This window comes from Candidatus Palauibacter sp., from assembly GCF_965261555.1.
Classification (GTDB): Bacteria; Gemmatimonadota; Gemmatimonadetes; order Palauibacterales; family Palauibacteraceae; genus Palauibacter.
In genome coordinates this window covers 3,019,090-3,035,318 of the sequence record NZ_OZ253465.1, presented here as the reverse complement: position 1 = coordinate 3,035,318, position 16,229 = coordinate 3,019,090, and the positions used below count along the sequence as shown (strand labels likewise).

Here is a 16,229-nt window from a genome sequence, read left to right as displayed (position 1 = left end):
ACGGAGTCCCTGCCTAAGTGGCACCAGGTGGGGTCCGCGACGGCCCCGGTCCCCGCCTCATCGGCGGGCGTCCCGCCGTTCCGGCGGATCGGGGCCTCGATCCCGGCCCCTGACGGGGCACGGGGATTGCTCATGAAGCGGGGAGGCCGCAACGCGATGGCGGCGGTTCGACGCAAGACTCCAGGGCTGCGAATAGAAGATGATCCCGAACGACAGACTCACGCTCAAGGCCCGCGAGGCGCTGAGCGATGCGATGCTCGCGGCACGCCGGTCGGACAACCCGGCGGTCGAGGACGTGCACCTCCTCGCGGCGCTGCTCGCGCAGGACGGTGGCGTCATCGTGCCGGTCCTGCAGACGGTGGGTATCGATCTCCCCGATCTGCAGACGCGCCTGGAACGGGCCATCGGCCGCCTGCCGAGGCAGAGCGGAGCGACGCCGACCCCCAGCCGAGAACTCGACCGCGTTCTCGACGCGGCGGATGCGCTCGCAGGGGAGATGGGCGACTCCTATGTGACCACCGAACACCTCCTCCTGGCCCTCGCCGGAGAAAAGGCCTCCACGACGGGCCCGCTGCTCCGGCACGCGGGAGCGAGTCCGGAAAAGACGCGTGAGGCGGTGGAGGAAGTCCGGGGACCGCATCGCGTGACGGATCAGGACCCGGAAGGGAAGTACCGCGCCCTCGAGCGGTACGGCGTCGATCTCACGGCCGAGGCCCGCGCCGGGAAGCTCGACCCGGTCATCGGCCGGGACGCCGAGATCCGCCGCGTCATGCAGGTCCTCTCGCGGCGGAGGAAGAACAATCCCGTCCTCATCGGCGAGCCCGGCGTGGGCAAGACGGCGATCGCGGAAGGGCTCGCGCAGCGGATCGTCGCGGGAGACATCCCGGAATCGCTGCGGAACAAGCAACTCGTGCAGCTGGACATCGGTTCGATGCTGGCGGGCGCCAAGTACCGGGGCGAGTTCGAGGAACGCCTGAAGGCGACGCTGAAGGAGATCACCGAATCCGGCGGCCGTTACGTCATCTTCCTCGACGAACTCCACACGGTGGTGGGGGCGGGGGCGGCCGAGGGCGCCGTGGATGCGGGGAACATGCTCAAGCCCGCCCTGGCCCGGGGCCAACTCCGCATGGTGGGCGCGACGACGCTCGACGAATACCGGATGCATATCGAGAAGGACCCGGCTCTGGAGCGGCGGTTCCAGCCGGTTCTCGTCGGCGAACCCGGCGTGGACGAGACTCTGGCCATCCTGCGCGGACTCAAGGAACGCTACGAGGTGCACCACGGCGTACGGATCACGGACCCGGCGCTCGTGAGCGCCGTACGCCTGTCCGACCGCTACATCGGCGACCGGTTCCTGCCCGACAAGGCGATCGATCTCGTGGATGAGGCCGCGTCCCGGCTCCGCATCGAGATCGACTCCATGCCGGAGGAGATCGACGAACTGGATCGCAGGGTCACGCAACTCGAGATCGAGCGCGAGGCGCTGCGCGAGGAGGACGACGCGCGGAGCCGGGGGCGGCTTTCGGAGCTGGAGGGCGAACTCGCCTCGGCGGAGGAGTTGCTTACGGGGTTGCGGGCCCGCTGGAAGCTCGAGAAGGGTACGATCCAGACGGTCCAGCGCTTCAAGCGCCAGATCGAGGAACTCGGCGTGGAGGCGCAGCAGGCGCAGCGGCGGGTGGACCACCAGCGCGCGGCCGAAATCCTGCACGGGGAGCTGCCGAAGCGGCGGGCCGAACTTCTCGCCGCGGAAGCGAAGCTGAAGGAGATCCAGGACGAGGGCTCCTTCCTGAACGAGGAAGTCGGACCCGGCGAGATCGCCGAGGTCGTGGCGAGCTGGACCGGGATTCCGGTGGCGAGGATGCTCGAAGACGAGAAGGACCGTCTCGCCACGCTCGAGGAACACCTGCACCGGCGCGTGGTGAACCAGTCGCACGCCATCACGGCCGTGTCGGATGCCGTGCGCCGGAGTCGTGCCGGACTCCAGGACCCGAACCGTCCGATCGGAAGTTTCATGTTCCTCGGCCCCACCGGCGTCGGGAAGACGGAGACGGCGAGGGCGCTCGCGGAATTCCTCTTCGACGAGGAGTCCGCCATGGTCCGGATCGACATGTCCGAGTACATGGAACGGCATGCCGTGGCACGTCTCATCGGAGCGCCGCCCGGGTATGTCGGCTACGAAGAGGGTGGGCAACTCACCGAGGCCGTGCGGCGGCGTCCCTACACGGTGGTCCTCTTCGACGAGATCGAGAAGGCGCACCCGGAAGTCTTCAACGTCCTCCTCCAGATCCTGGATGACGGGCGGTTGACGGATGGCCGCGGGCGCACGGTGGACTTTCGCAACGCCGTGCTCATCATGACGAGCAACATCGGAAGCTCGAGGATCCTCGCCCGTTCCGAGGCCGGCGAGTCGTGGGCCGGGACGGAGGCGGAGGTCGAGAGCGCCCTGCGGGGCCGGTTCAAGCCGGAGTTCCTCAACCGAGTGGATGAGATCCTCGTCTTCCGGCCGCTGAGCCGGGTGCACCTCGAGTCGATCGTCGGGATCCAGGTGAACCGGGTCGCCGAAATGCTGGCGGAACGGGACATCCGGATCGAGGTCAGCGGACCTGCGAGGCGACGAATCGCCGACGTCGGATACGACCCCGCTTTCGGGGCGCGTCCGCTCAAGCGCGCAATCCAGCGGCTCGTCGCGAACCCGCTCGCCATGGCCTTTCTGGAGGGACGCTTCCGGGAAGGCGACGCGCTGCGCGTGGAGGTCGACGAAGACGGCGAAGGGCTGCGCTTCGTGCGGTCGGAGGTACCCATCTCACCGGAGGAGGAGGAGGAATGATGGCGAGTTCCCGGGGGAGCCCCGCGGTCCGCGTCGCGGTGCTGGTCATGGCCGTGGCGGGTTTCGCGCTTGCCGGCTGCGCGTCGCACGGAGGCGCCGGGGCCGAGTACGGCACGGAGCTGTATGGAGCGGAGTCCGCGGAGGCGGCCATCGGGCGGTTTCTCGATGCCGCGAGGCTGCGCGACTATTCGGCCATGGCGCGGCTCTTCGGAACGGACGAGGGCCCGGCGGAACGTCGCTGGGGGAGGGCCGAGACGGAACAGCGAATGTTCGTGCTTGCGAGGTTGCTTGAGCCGCGCGCCTGGGAACTCCGGCCGAATCCTGTCGCCGGGGCGGGCGGCGCCTCGCGCTGGCTGGTGGATCTGACGGGGACGCGAAACGGGGAGGTGAGCGTCCCGTTCATCATCGTTTCGGATGGGAACCGCTGGTTCGTGGAGCGGATCGTGACGGAGGGACTCGGGACTCCGTGACCCCGGAGGGCCGTTCGTGGTAGCGGCTGAGTCGCTGCGGGTCCGCGCCCGCGAGGAAAGCCGCGCGCAACGCCCAGTGCTTGACGACCGTGCGCAGGAAGCCGGTTTCCCAGCGCCGACTCGAGGTGTACGCCGCGAGGGGGAGAAGGCGAAAGCGGGTGACCCGCCGAACGGCCCGAACGAAGGTCACGTCCTCGAAGAGCGGCAGGTCCCTGAAGCCGCCGCACGATTCGTAGGCGTCGCGCGTGGCGAAGAGGGCCTGATCGCCCGTGGCGGTGTGGAGTCGGCGAGTGCGCCAGTTCACGCCCCATTCGAGCAGGCGATAGCGCCATCGCCGCGCGCGCGATCGGCGCGATTGCGATTGGAGGGCGAAGCGGAAACAGCCGGCTTCCGCGCCCGCGCGAACCGCAGTCCGGATGGCCGTCGCGCCGCCGTCGGGAAGCCACGTGTCGGCATGCACGAAGACGAGAATCTCTCCCGTTGCCGTCCGGGCCCCCGCGGCGAGCTGGGCGCCCCGATTCCGGCGGGCCGACAGGACGCGGCCATGGGCGGCCGCGATCTCCGTCGTACGATCCCGGCTGCCCCCGTCGACCACGATGACTTCCGCCTCGGGACCGAGAGCGGACTTTGCGCGCCGGAGGGTCTCATCGAGCCGCGCTTCCTCATCGAGCGTCGGTACGATGACGGAAAACTCCTGCGTCACCCGCGCTCGGGATCCTCCCGCATCTCCAGGAGAACGCCCTTCAGCGAGCGCGGATGCAGAAATGCGATGCGGGCGCCGCCGGCGCCGACGCGGACCCGGGGCGGTATGGCTTCCGCGCCCGTCGCTTCGGCCCCCGCGAGGGCCACCTCGAGATCGTCGACGCGGACGCAGACGTGGTGAATACCGGGGCCGCGACGGTCGAGGAAGCGGGCGATGGGCGACTCCGGGGTTAGGGGAGCGAGCAACTCGATCCGCCCGGAGCCCTCGCCGAAGAAGGTGGCCCGAATGCCCTCCGATGGAACGGTCTCCTCCCCGGACGGCGGCTGGCCCAGGATGGCGGACCACTGCGGCACGGCTTCCTGAAGCGAGTTGACCGCGATTCCCACGTGGTCGATAATGGGCGCGCCCGGAATACGGTTGCCTTGGTTCACTGCGGCCGGAGACCCGTTGGAGTTCCTGACGATGGAGAACGCGAGCGGGGCGCCGGGGTACGACACCTCACCTGTGCCCGCGCGCGGGAACGTATTCCGGACCCGCCACCGGAGCCAGTGAAGGAGCGATTTTTCCCGGTCGGGTGATCGGGGTGGCAGAGGAACAGGAGATTCGAATGGCTGATGCTGCGAACGGAGGGCCCGTCGAGATCACGGATGCGAATTTCGCCGACGAGATCGAGGGCGCTGATGGTCTGGCAATGGTGGATTTCTGGGCGGCGTGGTGCGGCCCGTGTCGGCTCGTCGCGCCGATCGTCGACGAACTCGCGCAGGAGTACGCGGGGCGCGTCACGGTCGGGAAACTCGATGTGGACGCGAACCCGCAAACCGCATTCCGCTTCAACGTGCGCTCGATCCCGAGCATCCTCTTCTTCAGGGATGGCGAGGTCGTGGACACCCTCGTGGGGGCGCACCCCAGGGATTCTCTCGAGAAGAAGATCCGCGAGCACGCCTGAGGAGCGGCGCCGCCACTGGCCACCCCCACTTCGCGCCCCCCGGCCCTGATGGCTCCGGGGGGCGCGGACGCATCGGGCGGCGAACGGGAAACGAGGACGCGTGTCGTGACGGGAACGCTCTACGTGGTCGGCACGCCGATCGGCAATCTGGACGACATGCCGCGGCGTGCAGTCGGGATTCTGCGTTCGGTCGACGTCTGTTACGCGGAAGACACGCGGCGCTCGGGTACGCTGCTCGCGCGGCTGAAGGCGAACGTCCCGTTGCGGTCGCTGCACATGCACAACGAGCGCGCACGGGTGGAGGAGTTGCTCGCGGCCCTCGCCGGGGGCGGCTCCGCGGCGCTGGTGTCCGACGCGGGCACGCCGACCGTGTCCGACCCCGGCTGCCGGGCCGTCGCCGCCGCCCGCGAGGCGGGGCATGAAGTGCTTGCCGTACCCGGTCCTTCCGCCGTGCTGGCGGCGCTCTCCGTGTCCGGATTTCCGGCGGACCGGTTTCACTTTCTCGGATTCGCGCCCCGGCGGGGCGGCGAACGCTCCGCCTGGATCGACGGGCTCCGGTCATGCATGGACACCGCGGTCGCCTTCGAGGCGCCGGGGCGGCTGGTTGCGCTCCTCGATGAGTTGGCGGAAGCGGGCCTGGGCGAGCGAGCGGCCGTCGTCTGTCGGGAACTGACGAAGCTGCACGAGGAGACCACGGCCGGATCCGTGCGCGAGTTGGCGGCGGCGTTCGCCACGCGCGAGGTCAGGGGCGAGGTGACGATCGTCTTCGGGGAGGGCGAGGCAGGCAACGAAGCGCCCGATCTGGCGGTCCTGATGGAAGAGGCGCGACATTGGTCGCGCGATGGCCTGCGGCGGCGCGAGATTGCCGACCGCCTGGCTGCGGAGTTCGGTCTGAGCCGGAACGAGGCCTACCGCGTGAGCTTGCAGGTTCAAGAGGCACCCTCGGAATGAGTGACGGATTCGGCTTCGAACGGCTGGCCGCCGCCTGCGCAGCGGCCCGGGCGCGCGTCGCCGGGACGGCGGCGGCTTCAGCCGTCACGCTGGGTGGAGCGTTGATCCTCGTCCTTTCCCTGCTCCCGGTCTCTGCCAGGGAAGGCCGTGGCTCGCTCGTTCCGCTCGTGCTCGCCCTCGTGCTGTGGGCCGGCCTCGCCGGGTTCGTGTGGATCGCCCGCCGCCTCTGGCGCGCGCTGCATCCGCACGCGGTGGCGGAGGAGGCGGACGCTGCAGCGGGCCTGGGGGCCGGCGATGTGCGATCCGCGATCGAGCTGGAAGGGGCGGAGGCGGCGGCGGGCGCCGGATTGGCCGCGCTCCACCGCACGCGCGTATCCGAGGCGCTGGGGAACGCCGCATCGCGCGGGCTCCTGCCGGTCACCGGCCCGGGATGGAAGCGGCGCATTCGCCGTTCGGGTGCCGCCGTGGCGCTCATGCTGCTCACGATCTCCGTCGCCGGGCTGCTGCGGCCGCAGCCTACGTTCTCCGCCGCCGCGGCGCTGGGCGCGCCGTGGCGCACCGCCTTTCCGGCACCGCTCCCGCCGCTCGGCGTGACCGGCGCGACCGGAGTGCCGCGCGGAGATGCAGCGGTCGTGTCCATCTCGGCCACGGGACGCGACCGGGTCGACCTGGTGTGGCGCGCGGCGGGCCGGGCGCCCGAACGGACACTCCTCGATGTATCGGCGGCCGGTTCGGCGGAGGGCCGCACCGCGCCGATCATCTCTCCCACGGCGGTGTGGGCCGAAGACGCGGAGGGCTTTTCCAGCGACACCCTTCGCGTCCGTCCGCTCGAGCCGCTGCTCGTACAGGATCTCCAGCTCACCGTCGAGTTCCCGGCCTATCTCGGGCGCGGATCGGAGCGCTACCGCGGCCGGATTCCGCCGCTCGTGGCGCCGGAAGGCACGACGTTGCGGTTGAGCGGCGAGACGAACCTCCCGCTCGATGACGGGGCCCTCGCATGGGAGCCCGGCGACGGCGAGACCGGCGAGTCGGCGGCCCGGATCCCGCTCCAGATCGCGGGCTCGCAGTTCGCCGTTTCGTGGGTGCCCGAGCGGACGGGCGCCTGGGCGTGGGACCTGCGGGCCGAGTCGTCGCTGGGCGCGCCCATCGCCCCGGACCCGATCCGGGTGCTCGTCGTCCCCGATCTCCAGCCGCGCATCCACCTCCTCTATCCCGCACCGGACACGACCCTGGGCTACGAGCGTGTGATGCCGGTCATCGTGGACATCGAGGACGACATCGGCCTCCGCCGCGCCGTTGTTCGCAGCTGGCGCTCGGGGTTGGGCAGTGAGAACGCGGAGCGGCTGGAGACGCTTTCCCCCGACCCTGCCGGGGCCGCGCGGGCCGTCTTCCGGCACCTGCTCGACCGCAGCGCGGAGTCCTTCCTTCCCGGGGACACGCTGTTCTACCTCTTCGAGGCCTTTGACGGACATCCGGCCAGGGGTCCCGCGCTTTCCGACGTTTTTCTGCTTCGCGTTCCGACGTTCACGGAGATTCGGGATCGGCGCGCGGATCAGACGGAGGCCCTGTCCGAAGCGGCGCAGGCCCTGGAGGAGAATCTGGAGGCGCTGGCCGAGGCGGCGGCCGACGCGGCGCGGCAGACGGATGCGGAGGGCGACGACAGCGAGGACGTTCGGTTCGAGGCGACGGAAGAGGCGCGGAGCGTACTCGATGAAGCGCAACGGTCGGAGGAGGAGCTCGATGGGGTCGAGGAGCAGCTCCAGGCGCTTCAGGAGGAACTCGAAGCCTCGCCGCTCTCCGACCCGGCGCTGCAGGAGCAGTTGCGACGCCTGGCCGAACGTTACGAGGAACTGGCCGAGAGCGGACTCGAGGAGCAGATCGAGGCGCTCGCGGAAGCGTTGCGGGAACTGGATCCGGAAGCAGTCCGGGAAGCGCTCGAACAGCTCGCCGGGGACTACGAAAATCTGCGGGAGCAGGTCGACCAGACGCTCGGCATGCTCGAGCAGGCTGCGCTCGAACAGGCGATGAAATCGGCACAGGCCAACGCGGACGAGCTGGCGCAGGAGCAGAGGGAGGTCGCCGGGCAGACGGACCCCGAGGCGTTCCAGGAAGGTCAGGAGTCGCTCGTCGAGCAGGCCGAAGCGCTGGCCGAGCGCCTGGCGGAGCTGGAGGCGGAACTTGCGGCGGCGGACCGGGAGGCGGCCGCGGATTCCGCCCGGACCGCCGGTGAGCGCACGCAGGAGGCCCTGGGGAAGATGGCCGACGCGCAGAGCGGAGCCGAGCAGTCCCAATCGGGGGCGCCGGGCGAGGTCGGCGAATCGGAGCGGCAGGCTGCGGAGGAGGCTGCGGAGGCGCTCGAACAGGCGGCGGGCGCCCTCGGCTCCGCGCAGCAGGAGATGAGCGGGGAGCAGGGAGAGGCTGCCGTCGAGTCGCTGGCGCGCGCGCGCAGCGAAGCGCTCGCGCTGTCGGAGGAGGAGGGCCGCCTGTCGGAGGCGACACGCGGCGAGAATGCGGCGGATCCGGCATCCTGGCGTGCGCGGCAGGGCGCCGTGCGTCAGGGGTTGGAGAACCTGGTCGAGAGACTCTCGGAGGCCGGAAACGAGGCCGCCATGCTGGACCAGCGTACGGGAGCGGCGGCGGGCGAGGCGGCGGAACGCATGGATCAGCTGCTCGACCGGCTCGCAGGCGATGGCGCGCGGCGTCTCCCGTCCCGGGCGGAGGTCGAGGGCATCCAGGAGTCGCTGAACTCGCTGGCCCGACATCTCCTGGCGAGCGAGGAAGCGGCGCGAGCGGCCGGGCAGGAGTCCGCCGGCCAGGACGCGGCGGATCAGATGAACCAGCTCGCGCAGCAGCAGCAGGCCGTGACGCAGGAGACGAGTTCGCTGCTCATGCCCGGCCCGCGGCCGTCGGGAGAGGAGCGGCGGCGCGAGGAGATCGCGCGGCGGCAAGAGGAGGTCGCCGAAGAACTCGGCGAGCTGGAAGACCCCGAGGGCGATCTCCTGGGACGTCCCGAAGAACTGGCGGAGGAGGCGGCCGAACTCGCGCAGCAGCTCGAGTTGGAGGGACCCACGCAGGAGACGCTTGAACGACAGCGGCAACTCTTCCGGCGCATGCTCGACGCCGGGCGTTCCCTGGAGGACGAGGATCTCGACCCCAACGAACGGGAGTCGCGCGAAGCCACGGCTCCGCCGGGGGTTCCGCCGCCGATCGATCCGGAGCTGCTGCGGGGACGCCGCTACCCGGCGCCCTCGGAGGCTCTGCTCCGGGAGCTGCCGCTCTTCTATCGGTCGCTGATCTTCGAGTACTTCGACCGGCTGAACCGGGTGCCCCCGGCAGGCGCCGAGGCCCGGCGGGAGCCCTGACGTGAGCCGTCCCCGATTCCCGTTCCCCCACGGCAGGATCCCCGGCGCCATGAGGATGGTTGCGCTCCTTGCGGCGGCTTGCGGCGCCCAGCTGCCGACGGGCTCCGAGGTGGCCGGTCAGGCATCCGCGGCCTCGGAGCAGCGCACGGTCTCGCGTGCAGAGCGCCTTCGCGCGAGCGGGCGGACCGCGGAAGCCGCATCCGCCCTGCGTGAGCACCTCGAGCGGGCGCCCGCATCGGAGCGTGCGCTCGCGTTGCTCGGCGAACTGGCCCTGCAGTCGGGTGAGTCCGCCGGGCTCGTCCCGTACGCCGAAGCCGCCGTTGCCGCGGCACCTGACGGGGAGATCGCCCGGCTGTGGTGGGTGCGGGGGCTGACGGGCGCGGGGATGCTCGATTCGGCCCTCGTAGTGAGCGACCGCTGGCTCGAGGAGGCCCCTCAACTCTCCGCGGCGCGGCTGGCCCGCGCCGATGTCCAGCTCGCGGCGGGGGATTCGGCGGGGGCGATCCGGACCCTCGACGACGCGGCAAACCCTGGCAGGGAACTCCTCTCGCGCTTCGCCGACCTTCTCCTCGCGGTCGGAGACGATGATCGCCTGACCGCGGCCTGGGTCGGGCTACTCGCCCTCGCGCCGCCGGCGACGGACGAGGTCGAAGCGGGCCTCCGGGCGACTGGGGCCGAGGGGTCCGGCGCCCATGCGGCCTCCTTCGAGCGGTTGCACGCGCGACTGGCCGATCGGCGGGACGGGGCGTCCCGGGCGGGCGCCATCCTCGCGCTGCGGTTGGGGCGTGCGGCGGCCGGGCGAGCGCTGGTCGAGGCGGCGCCGACGCCGGACGATACTGAAGCCGCCTCGTTCCTGCGCGAGTACGTGCGCGAAGCGGAGGCGGCGGCGCTTCCCGCCGAGGTCGCCTGGGCCGCGCGGCGGCTCGTCGATCTGAGCGCGCGATCCGTGGACCGTCTGCGCTGGCTCGCGCTCTCCGGCGACCAGGCGCTGGCTGCGGGGGATACGGCGTCGGCTCGGCGGGTGCTGGAGGAACTGATGCGGGAGAGCACCCCCGGCGACGGTCCCCACCAACTGGCGTCGCGCCGCCTGTTCGGGCTTCTCGCGGCCAACCCCGCTTCGCTCGATGACGCGGCTTCGGTGCTCGACCGTTACGTGAGGCAGTATCCGGACTCCGCGACGGCCGAGGCCGGGATGCGGGGGGAGCTCGCGCTCGGCCACGCCCGGTCTGGCGATCTCGACACGGCTGAGGCGTTGGTGGCGGACGCGCGGGAACGGATTCGCGTCGCCTCGTCGGGGCGGCTCGACGCCGCGGCGGCGCGGCTGGCGCTGTACGCGGGCCGGCCCGATTCCGCGCGGGAGCGCGCGAGCCGGAGCGTCCGCGAGGCGGAGATCGGAGCGGCCGAACGCACGCGCCGCCTCCAGCTGCTGACTCTGGTACAGGCGGCGGACACGGCGGAGGTCCGCATCGTGGGCGCCGCCGCGCTCGGCCTCCTCGTCTCGCCCGAGGCGTTCGACCCCGGTCCGGCGCTTCGCGACCTGGCCGGCCGGCCGGCATCGAGCGGCCGATCCGTTGTTCTGAGCTTCCTCGCGGACGCGGCCGCCGCGGCCGGGCAGGCCCGCATCGCCGGCGCCCTGCGGCGGCAGATCGTCCTTCAGCACCCGGGTAGCCCCGAGGCCCCCGCAGCTCTCCTGGATCTCGCGCGCGCGTCCGCTCCCGCCGACGCCGCTTCCTGGCTCGAACAACTGATCGTGGGGTATCCGCGGAGCGCCCTGGCGCCGGTCGCGCGCCGCATGCTCGCCGAACTTGATGGAGGAGGCCGATGAAGGCCGAGATGAAACGATCCCGCGTTCGGCGCCGCCTCGCGCACCGCTCCCTGCTGTCGGTCCTCGCCTTGCTGGCGGGCGCCTCGGGGCTGGGAGCGCAGCTTCTCGTCCCCATGGACCGCGAACAGGAGAACCACCTGAAGGCCTACGGGTACGTGTTCGGTGCGCTCTCGGCGGGCCAGTCGGCCGAATGGCTCCTGAATTACCGCTCCGGGTCCTTTCTCGTGTCGGACGCACCGTCCAACCGTCGGCGAGCCGCGCTCATGGGCGTGACCGTGGAGACGCTCGACGGTTCCGACGTGGCGAGGATCCGCCGCGAGGTCGAGACGCAGAACATGGAAACCGTTCCCCTGGAGAAGGCGCCCACGATCGCGGTCTACACGCCGCCCAACAGCTCCCCGTGGGACGATGCCGTGACGATGGCGCTCGAATACGCCGAGATCCCCTATGAGCAGATCTGGGACCGGGAGGTGCTCTCCGAGGAACTCGAGAACTTCGACTGGCTGCACCTCCATCACGAGGATTTTACGGGGCAATATTCGAAGTTCTATCTGACCTATGCTTCCGCGGCCTGGCTGCAGGAGGAAGTCGCGCGCAACGAGGCGATCGCGCGCGAGCTCGGGTATCCGAACGTTCCGGCCCTGAAGAAGGCCGTCGCGGCCCGCCTCCGGAGCTACATCGAGGGCGGGGGTTTCCTGTTTGCGATGTGCACGGCGACGGAAACGCTGGAACTCGCACTGGCCGCGGCGGGGACCGACATCGCCGCCTCCTTCGCGGACGGATCACCTCCCGATGCGGCGGCGAGCGAGAAGCTCCAATGGCCGAACGCCCTCGCCTTCCGCGATGCCGTCCTCGTGACGGACCCCACGCTCAGCGCCTTCAGCGATATCGACGGGCACCAGGTGAACACTCCGTGGAGGGTCGATCTCGGCAGCTTCTCGCTGTTCGAGTTCAGCGCAAAGTTCGATCCCGTTCCGGCGATGCTGACCCAGAACCATCGGCGCGTGCTGCCCGACTTCTACGGCCTCACGACGACGTTTCGCCGGGAACGTCTCCAGCCGGGCGTCACGGTGCTCGCGGAGGAGGATGCGCGCGGACGCGTGAAGTACCTGCACGGGAGCTTCGGCGAGGGCACCTTCACCTACCTCGGAGGCCACGACCCGGAAGACCCTCGCCACCTCATCGGCGATGCCCCGACGGATCTGGACCTCCACCGGCATTCCGCCGGCTATCGGCTGATCCTCAACAATGTCCTCTTCCCGGCCGCGAAGAAGAAGAAGCTGATCACATGAGGGTTCCGACCCGGGCGGCTGGCCGGTCCGACGGCCACCACACCAGGCCCGGGACTTCGGCCGGCGAGTAGATCGGTGCCTCCCACTCGACCCCAGGCGTTCGCGGACCGGCGACGCGAACGGGAGCGTTCCGGGCGTCGGACGCTGGTGATGGGACTCCTCGCCTCGGTGCTCCTGCACATCCTGCTCCTGGTCGCGGTGGGGGGCGTCCGGGTCGATTCGCTTCCGTTCACGCTACCGCCGATCGAGACCGTGCCCGCGCCCGACGCCCTCGTCGTGGTCGAAATTGCGCCCACGCTGCCGGAGGACCTTCCGGAGGAGCCCCGGCCCGAACCGGTGCCGCCCCCCGAGGAGGAGCCTCCTCAGGTCGAACCCGAGCCGGAGGAGGAAGAGGAAGAGCCCGAGGAGGAGGAAGAAACGGTGGAGGAGGGAGATCCGCTCCAGCGAGCACCTGGGCTGATCGTCACCGGTGCGCCGACGGCTCCGGAAGCGCCTCGGGGCCTGACCAACGCCTCGCGGCTCCGACTCCGCTTCAGCGACAGGCGGCTGTGGTTCGACCCGCAGTCCCCCCGGCTCATCGGGGAAAGGCTCGTCCAGTTCGCCCGGGCGGACAGCGCGGTCCGGGCGATTCTGCGCGATTGGCTCGACAGCCTCCAGCTCGAGGATGATGTGCGCCGCCGCGCGCGCGACTGGACCTTCGAGCGGGACGGCAAACGGTGGGGGTTCTCCGAGCAGGGGATCCATCTTGGCGACGTCACGATCCCCATTCCCATCGGGTTCGCTCCGACCGGGCCGCAGAGGCGGGCTTACGAACAGGCGATCCGCGACCTGACGGCCATCCAGATCCAGAACCTTCGGGACGATGTGGAAGCTGCGGCCGCGGAGGCACGGGCCCGCATGCGTGAGCGCTCCGAAGAGGAGGTCCGCCGGCGCGGTGACACGCTCCGCGTCCGCGGACCCCCGTAACGTCGCCGCGCCGCGTGGTTCCGAACGTGCGGCGCCTCCGTTAGACTGAGCCGCAGCCTGGACGCCGGGGGCTCTCCGCGTCGCACCGATGGTTCTCCCGACAACGCAAACCCGTCAGTCAGGAGCCGCCCTTTGGGTGACTCTCAACCGTCCACCGAGCTTTCCTCCCGTTACGACCCCGCGGGGCTCGAACAGCCGATGTACGAGCGCTGGGTCGAGGCGGGGCTGTTTCACGTTCCGGCTGCGGACGTCGAGCGGCCCTATGTGATCGTGATCCCCCCGCCGAACGTCACCGCCGCGCTCCACATGGGTCACGGGCTCAACAACACCCTGCAGGATGTGCTCATCCGTCGTCGGCGGATGCAGGGGCACGACGCCCTGTGGGTGCCGGGCACGGATCACGCCGGGATCGCGACGCAGAACGTCGTCGAGCGGCAGTTGCGCGGAGATGGGCTCACACGCTTCGACCTCGGCCGGACCGACTTCGTCGCGCGCGTGTGGGAGTGGGTCGACGAGTACGGGGGACGGATCATCGACCAGCTGCGCACCATCGGGTGTTCCTGCGACTGGGAGCGGACGCGGTTCACGCTCGACGAGGGACTCTCCAACGCGGTACGCGAGGTCTTCGTCCGCCTTTACGAGAAGGGCCTCATCTACCGCGGCCGTTACATCATCAACTGGTGTCCCCGCTGCCGCACGGCGCTCTCGAACGAGGAAGCGGAGCACCGCGAGCTGGACGGGAAGCTCTACCGCCTGAAGTACCCTCTGGTGGCCGGCGGCCACGTCGAGGTTGCGACGACGCGCCCGGAGACGATGCTCGGCGATACCGGGCTCGCCGTCTCGCCCGGGGACGAGCGCTACCGGGGCCTCGTCGGCCAGGAGGCCGAACTGCCGCTCGTCGGGCGGCATCTCCCGATCGTCGCGGACGAACACGTGGATCCGGAATTCGGATCGGGCGTGGTGAAGGTCACGCCCGCGCACGATCCGAACGACTTCGAGATCGGGCAGCGTCACGGGCTCGAAGCGCTCAACGTGATGACGGACGGGGGGGCGATGAACGACGCCGTCCCGGAGGCCTACCGCGGCCTGGACCGTTTCGATGCGCGCGATCGCGTGGTGGCGGATCTCGAGGCGGGCGGCTGGCTCGTGGGCGTGGAGGACCATGACCACGCCGTGGGGCGGTGCTATCGCTGCGACACCGTCGTCGAGCCGCGCCTGAGCCTCCAGTGGTTCGTCCGCATGAAACCCCTCGCGGAACCGGGGCTCGCCGCCTACGAGAGCGGGGAACTGCGCTTCCACCCCCCGCGATTCGGCCGCGTGTACCGCAACTGGATGGAGAACATCCGCGACTGGTGCATCAGCCGGCAGCTGTGGTGGGGACACCGGATCCCGGTCTGGTATTGCGACGCCCCCGACTGCGGCGAACTCGTCGTCTCCACCGAGGACCCGGACGACTGCCCCGCCTGCGAAGGCGAGCTGCGCCAGGACGAGGACGTGCTGGATACGTGGTTCAGTTCCTGGCTGTGGCCCTTCTCGACGCTGGGCTGGCCGGAACCGACCGGGGACCTCCGGTCGTTCTATCCCACGGCGACGCTCGTCACGGCGCCCGAGATCCTCTTCTTCTGGGTGGCCCGCATGATCATGGCGGGCTTCGAGTTCATGGGAGAGTTGCCGTTCACCGACGTCCTGTTGAACGGGACCGTCCGGGACCACCTCGGCCGGCGCATGTCAAAGTCTCTCGGGAACGGGATAGATCCTCTGGAAGTTGTTGAACTGTATGGTGCTGACGCCATGCGCTTCACGCTCGTTCGAGGATCCCCGCTCGGAACGGACATCCAGCTGGACTACGAGAACCTGGAAGCCGCGTTCCGTCCGGGGCGCAACTTCGCGAACAAGATGTGGAACGCGGCGCGGTTCGCGCTGCCGCACGCCCGCTGGGACGGCGCGAGGGAGGTGCCGGAACCGACGGCGCTCGCGGACCGGTGGATCCGAAGCCGTCTCGCGCGGGTAGCGCACGAGATGGACGCGGCCTACGAAGGCTATCGTCTCCACGAAGCGGCGGAGGTCGGCCACTCGTTCGTGTGGGGAGATTTCTGCGACTGGTATCTTGAGTTGGCGAAGCACCGGCTGACAGGGGACCGCGAGTCGGCCCGGGACGTGGGACATACGCTGACGAGCGTGATGCGCGGCTGGCTTTCCCTCCTCCATCCGATCGTGCCCTTCGTCACGGAAGCGATCGCGGCGAGGTTGCCGGACGCGGATGCCGCGGGTTCGCTCGTCACGGGACCGTGGCCGGAATGCCCCGACGACTGGATCGACCCCGATGCGGATGCGGGCATCGAGGCGCTGCAGGAGTTTGTCGGGGCGGTGCGAGCGCTGCGGGCCGAATACGGCGTGGAGCCGGGAACCCGGGTGCGGGTCCGGGTGACGGATGCGTCGCCGGCGCTCCGGTCGGCCCTGGCTGAGGAGGAGGGGAGCATCGCGCGCCTGGCGGGGTTGTCCGAGGTGGAGCGTGTAACGGAGGACGCCGGCGCGGCTTCCGTGGACGGAGCCGGGGCGCACGCCGTACTCCGCTCGGGCGGGGGACTTTTCCTCCCGCTGGAGGGAGTCATCGACCTGGAGACCGAACGGGGGCGCATCCGTGCGGAGATGGAACGAACGGCGAACCTGCTGGCACGGAGCCGCGGAAAACTCGAGAACGCGGGCTTCCTCGGTAACGCGCCGGAGGAAGTCATTGAGCGGGAGCGGGAGAAAGTGACGTCGCTGGGAGCACAACGGACGCGCCTCGAGGAGAAGCTCCGATCGCTGCGGGCGGGGGTCTGACGCGCGCCGGGCCCGGAACCTCCGGGCAGGGGCCGGGAGCCCGCGAACGATTTGTTGCGTTCAT

The 16,229-nt window shown here is 70.3% G+C and carries 11 protein-coding genes; 9 read left to right on the top strand and 2 right to left on the bottom strand.

Annotation, left to right across the window (positions count from 1 at the left end):
- The first annotated feature begins 202 nt into the window (after positions 1–202).
- A complete protein-coding gene (gene clpB, locus ACQY5G_RS13240; RefSeq protein WP_428278701.1) occupies positions 203–2,827 on the top strand; it encodes an ATP-dependent chaperone ClpB in 2,625 nt (874 codons plus the stop codon).
- Positions 2,824–3,297, top strand: a complete 474-nt coding sequence (locus ACQY5G_RS13235; RefSeq protein WP_428274686.1) for a hypothetical protein — start codon at positions 2,824–2,826, stop codon at positions 3,295–3,297. Before clpB ends, ACQY5G_RS13235 begins: the two co-directional genes overlap by 4 nt.
- Here ACQY5G_RS13235 and ACQY5G_RS13230 read toward each other — a convergent pair.
- Together ACQY5G_RS13230 and mce are read right to left on the bottom strand one after the other, a co-directional pair.
- Positions 3,230–4,000: a TIGR04283 family arsenosugar biosynthesis glycosyltransferase gene (locus ACQY5G_RS13230; protein WP_428274684.1), complete on the bottom strand. Its 771-nt coding sequence runs from the start codon at positions 3,998–4,000 to the stop codon at positions 3,230–3,232. The two genes, ACQY5G_RS13235 and ACQY5G_RS13230, sit on opposite strands and share 68 nt — an antisense overlap.
- Positions 3,997–4,431 (bottom strand): methylmalonyl-CoA epimerase, encoded by a 435-nt coding sequence (gene mce, locus ACQY5G_RS13225; protein WP_428274682.1) that lies wholly within the window; start codon positions 4,429–4,431, stop codon positions 3,997–3,999. The genes ACQY5G_RS13230 and mce overlap by 4 nt, the downstream gene beginning before the upstream one ends.
- A gap of 176 nt (positions 4,432–4,607) precedes the next feature.
- Here mce and trxA point away from each other — a divergent pair, with 176 nt between their 5' ends.
- The 7 genes from trxA (at position 4,608) to ACQY5G_RS13190 (ending at position 16,165) form a co-directional block, all read left to right on the top strand.
- Positions 4,608–4,946, top strand: coding sequence for a thioredoxin (gene trxA / locus ACQY5G_RS13220; RefSeq protein WP_420616811.1), 339 nt, complete (start codon positions 4,608–4,610; stop codon positions 4,944–4,946).
- Between the two features lie 105 nt (positions 4,947–5,051).
- Positions 5,052–5,897, top strand: coding sequence for a 16S rRNA (cytidine(1402)-2'-O)-methyltransferase (rsmI, locus tag ACQY5G_RS13215; RefSeq protein WP_428274681.1), 846 nt, complete (start codon positions 5,052–5,054; stop codon positions 5,895–5,897).
- The gene (locus ACQY5G_RS13210; RefSeq protein ID WP_428274680.1) at positions 5,894–9,259 is read left to right on the top strand and encodes a hypothetical protein; all 3,366 of its coding nucleotides are present in this window, start codon (positions 5,894–5,896) and stop codon (positions 9,257–9,259) included. Before rsmI ends, ACQY5G_RS13210 begins: the two co-directional genes overlap by 4 nt.
- A gap of 1 nt (position 9,260) precedes the next feature.
- A complete protein-coding gene (locus ACQY5G_RS13205) occupies positions 9,261–11,084 on the top strand; it encodes a hypothetical protein (protein ID WP_428274679.1) in 1,824 nt (607 codons plus the stop codon).
- Positions 11,085–11,092: 8 nt separating this feature from the next.
- On the top strand, positions 11,093–12,376 hold the full coding sequence (locus ACQY5G_RS13200) for an asparagine synthetase B (protein ID WP_428274677.1): 1,284 nt from the start codon (positions 11,093–11,095) through the stop codon (positions 12,374–12,376).
- A gap of 75 nt (positions 12,377–12,451) precedes the next feature.
- On the top strand, positions 12,452–13,342 hold the full coding sequence (locus tag ACQY5G_RS13195; RefSeq protein WP_428274675.1) for a hypothetical protein: 891 nt from the start codon (positions 12,452–12,454) through the stop codon (positions 13,340–13,342).
- Positions 13,343–13,474: 132 nt separating this feature from the next.
- Positions 13,475–16,165 carry a valine--tRNA ligase gene (locus ACQY5G_RS13190; protein WP_428274673.1) on the top strand — a complete coding sequence of 897 codons (2,691 nt, stop codon included), beginning with the start codon at positions 13,475–13,477 and terminating at the stop codon, positions 16,163–16,165.
- The last annotated feature ends 64 nt before the right edge of the window (positions 16,166–16,229 follow it).

Bases quoted from the DNA above. Each gene is read 5' to 3' on its own strand.
- ACQY5G_RS13235 (WP_428274686.1), top strand. From the start codon at position 2,824: ATGATGGCGAGTTCCCGGGGGAGCCCCGCGGTCCGCGTCGCGGTGCTG.
- trxA (WP_420616811.1), top strand. From the start codon at position 4,608: ATGGCTGATGCTGCGAACGGAGGGCCCGTCGAGATCACGGATGCGAAT.
- ACQY5G_RS13210 (WP_428274680.1), top strand. From the start codon at position 5,894: ATGAGTGACGGATTCGGCTTCGAACGGCTGGCCGCCGCCTGCGCAGCG.
- ACQY5G_RS13200 (WP_428274677.1), top strand. From the start codon at position 11,093: ATGAAACGATCCCGCGTTCGGCGCCGCCTCGCGCACCGCTCCCTGCTG.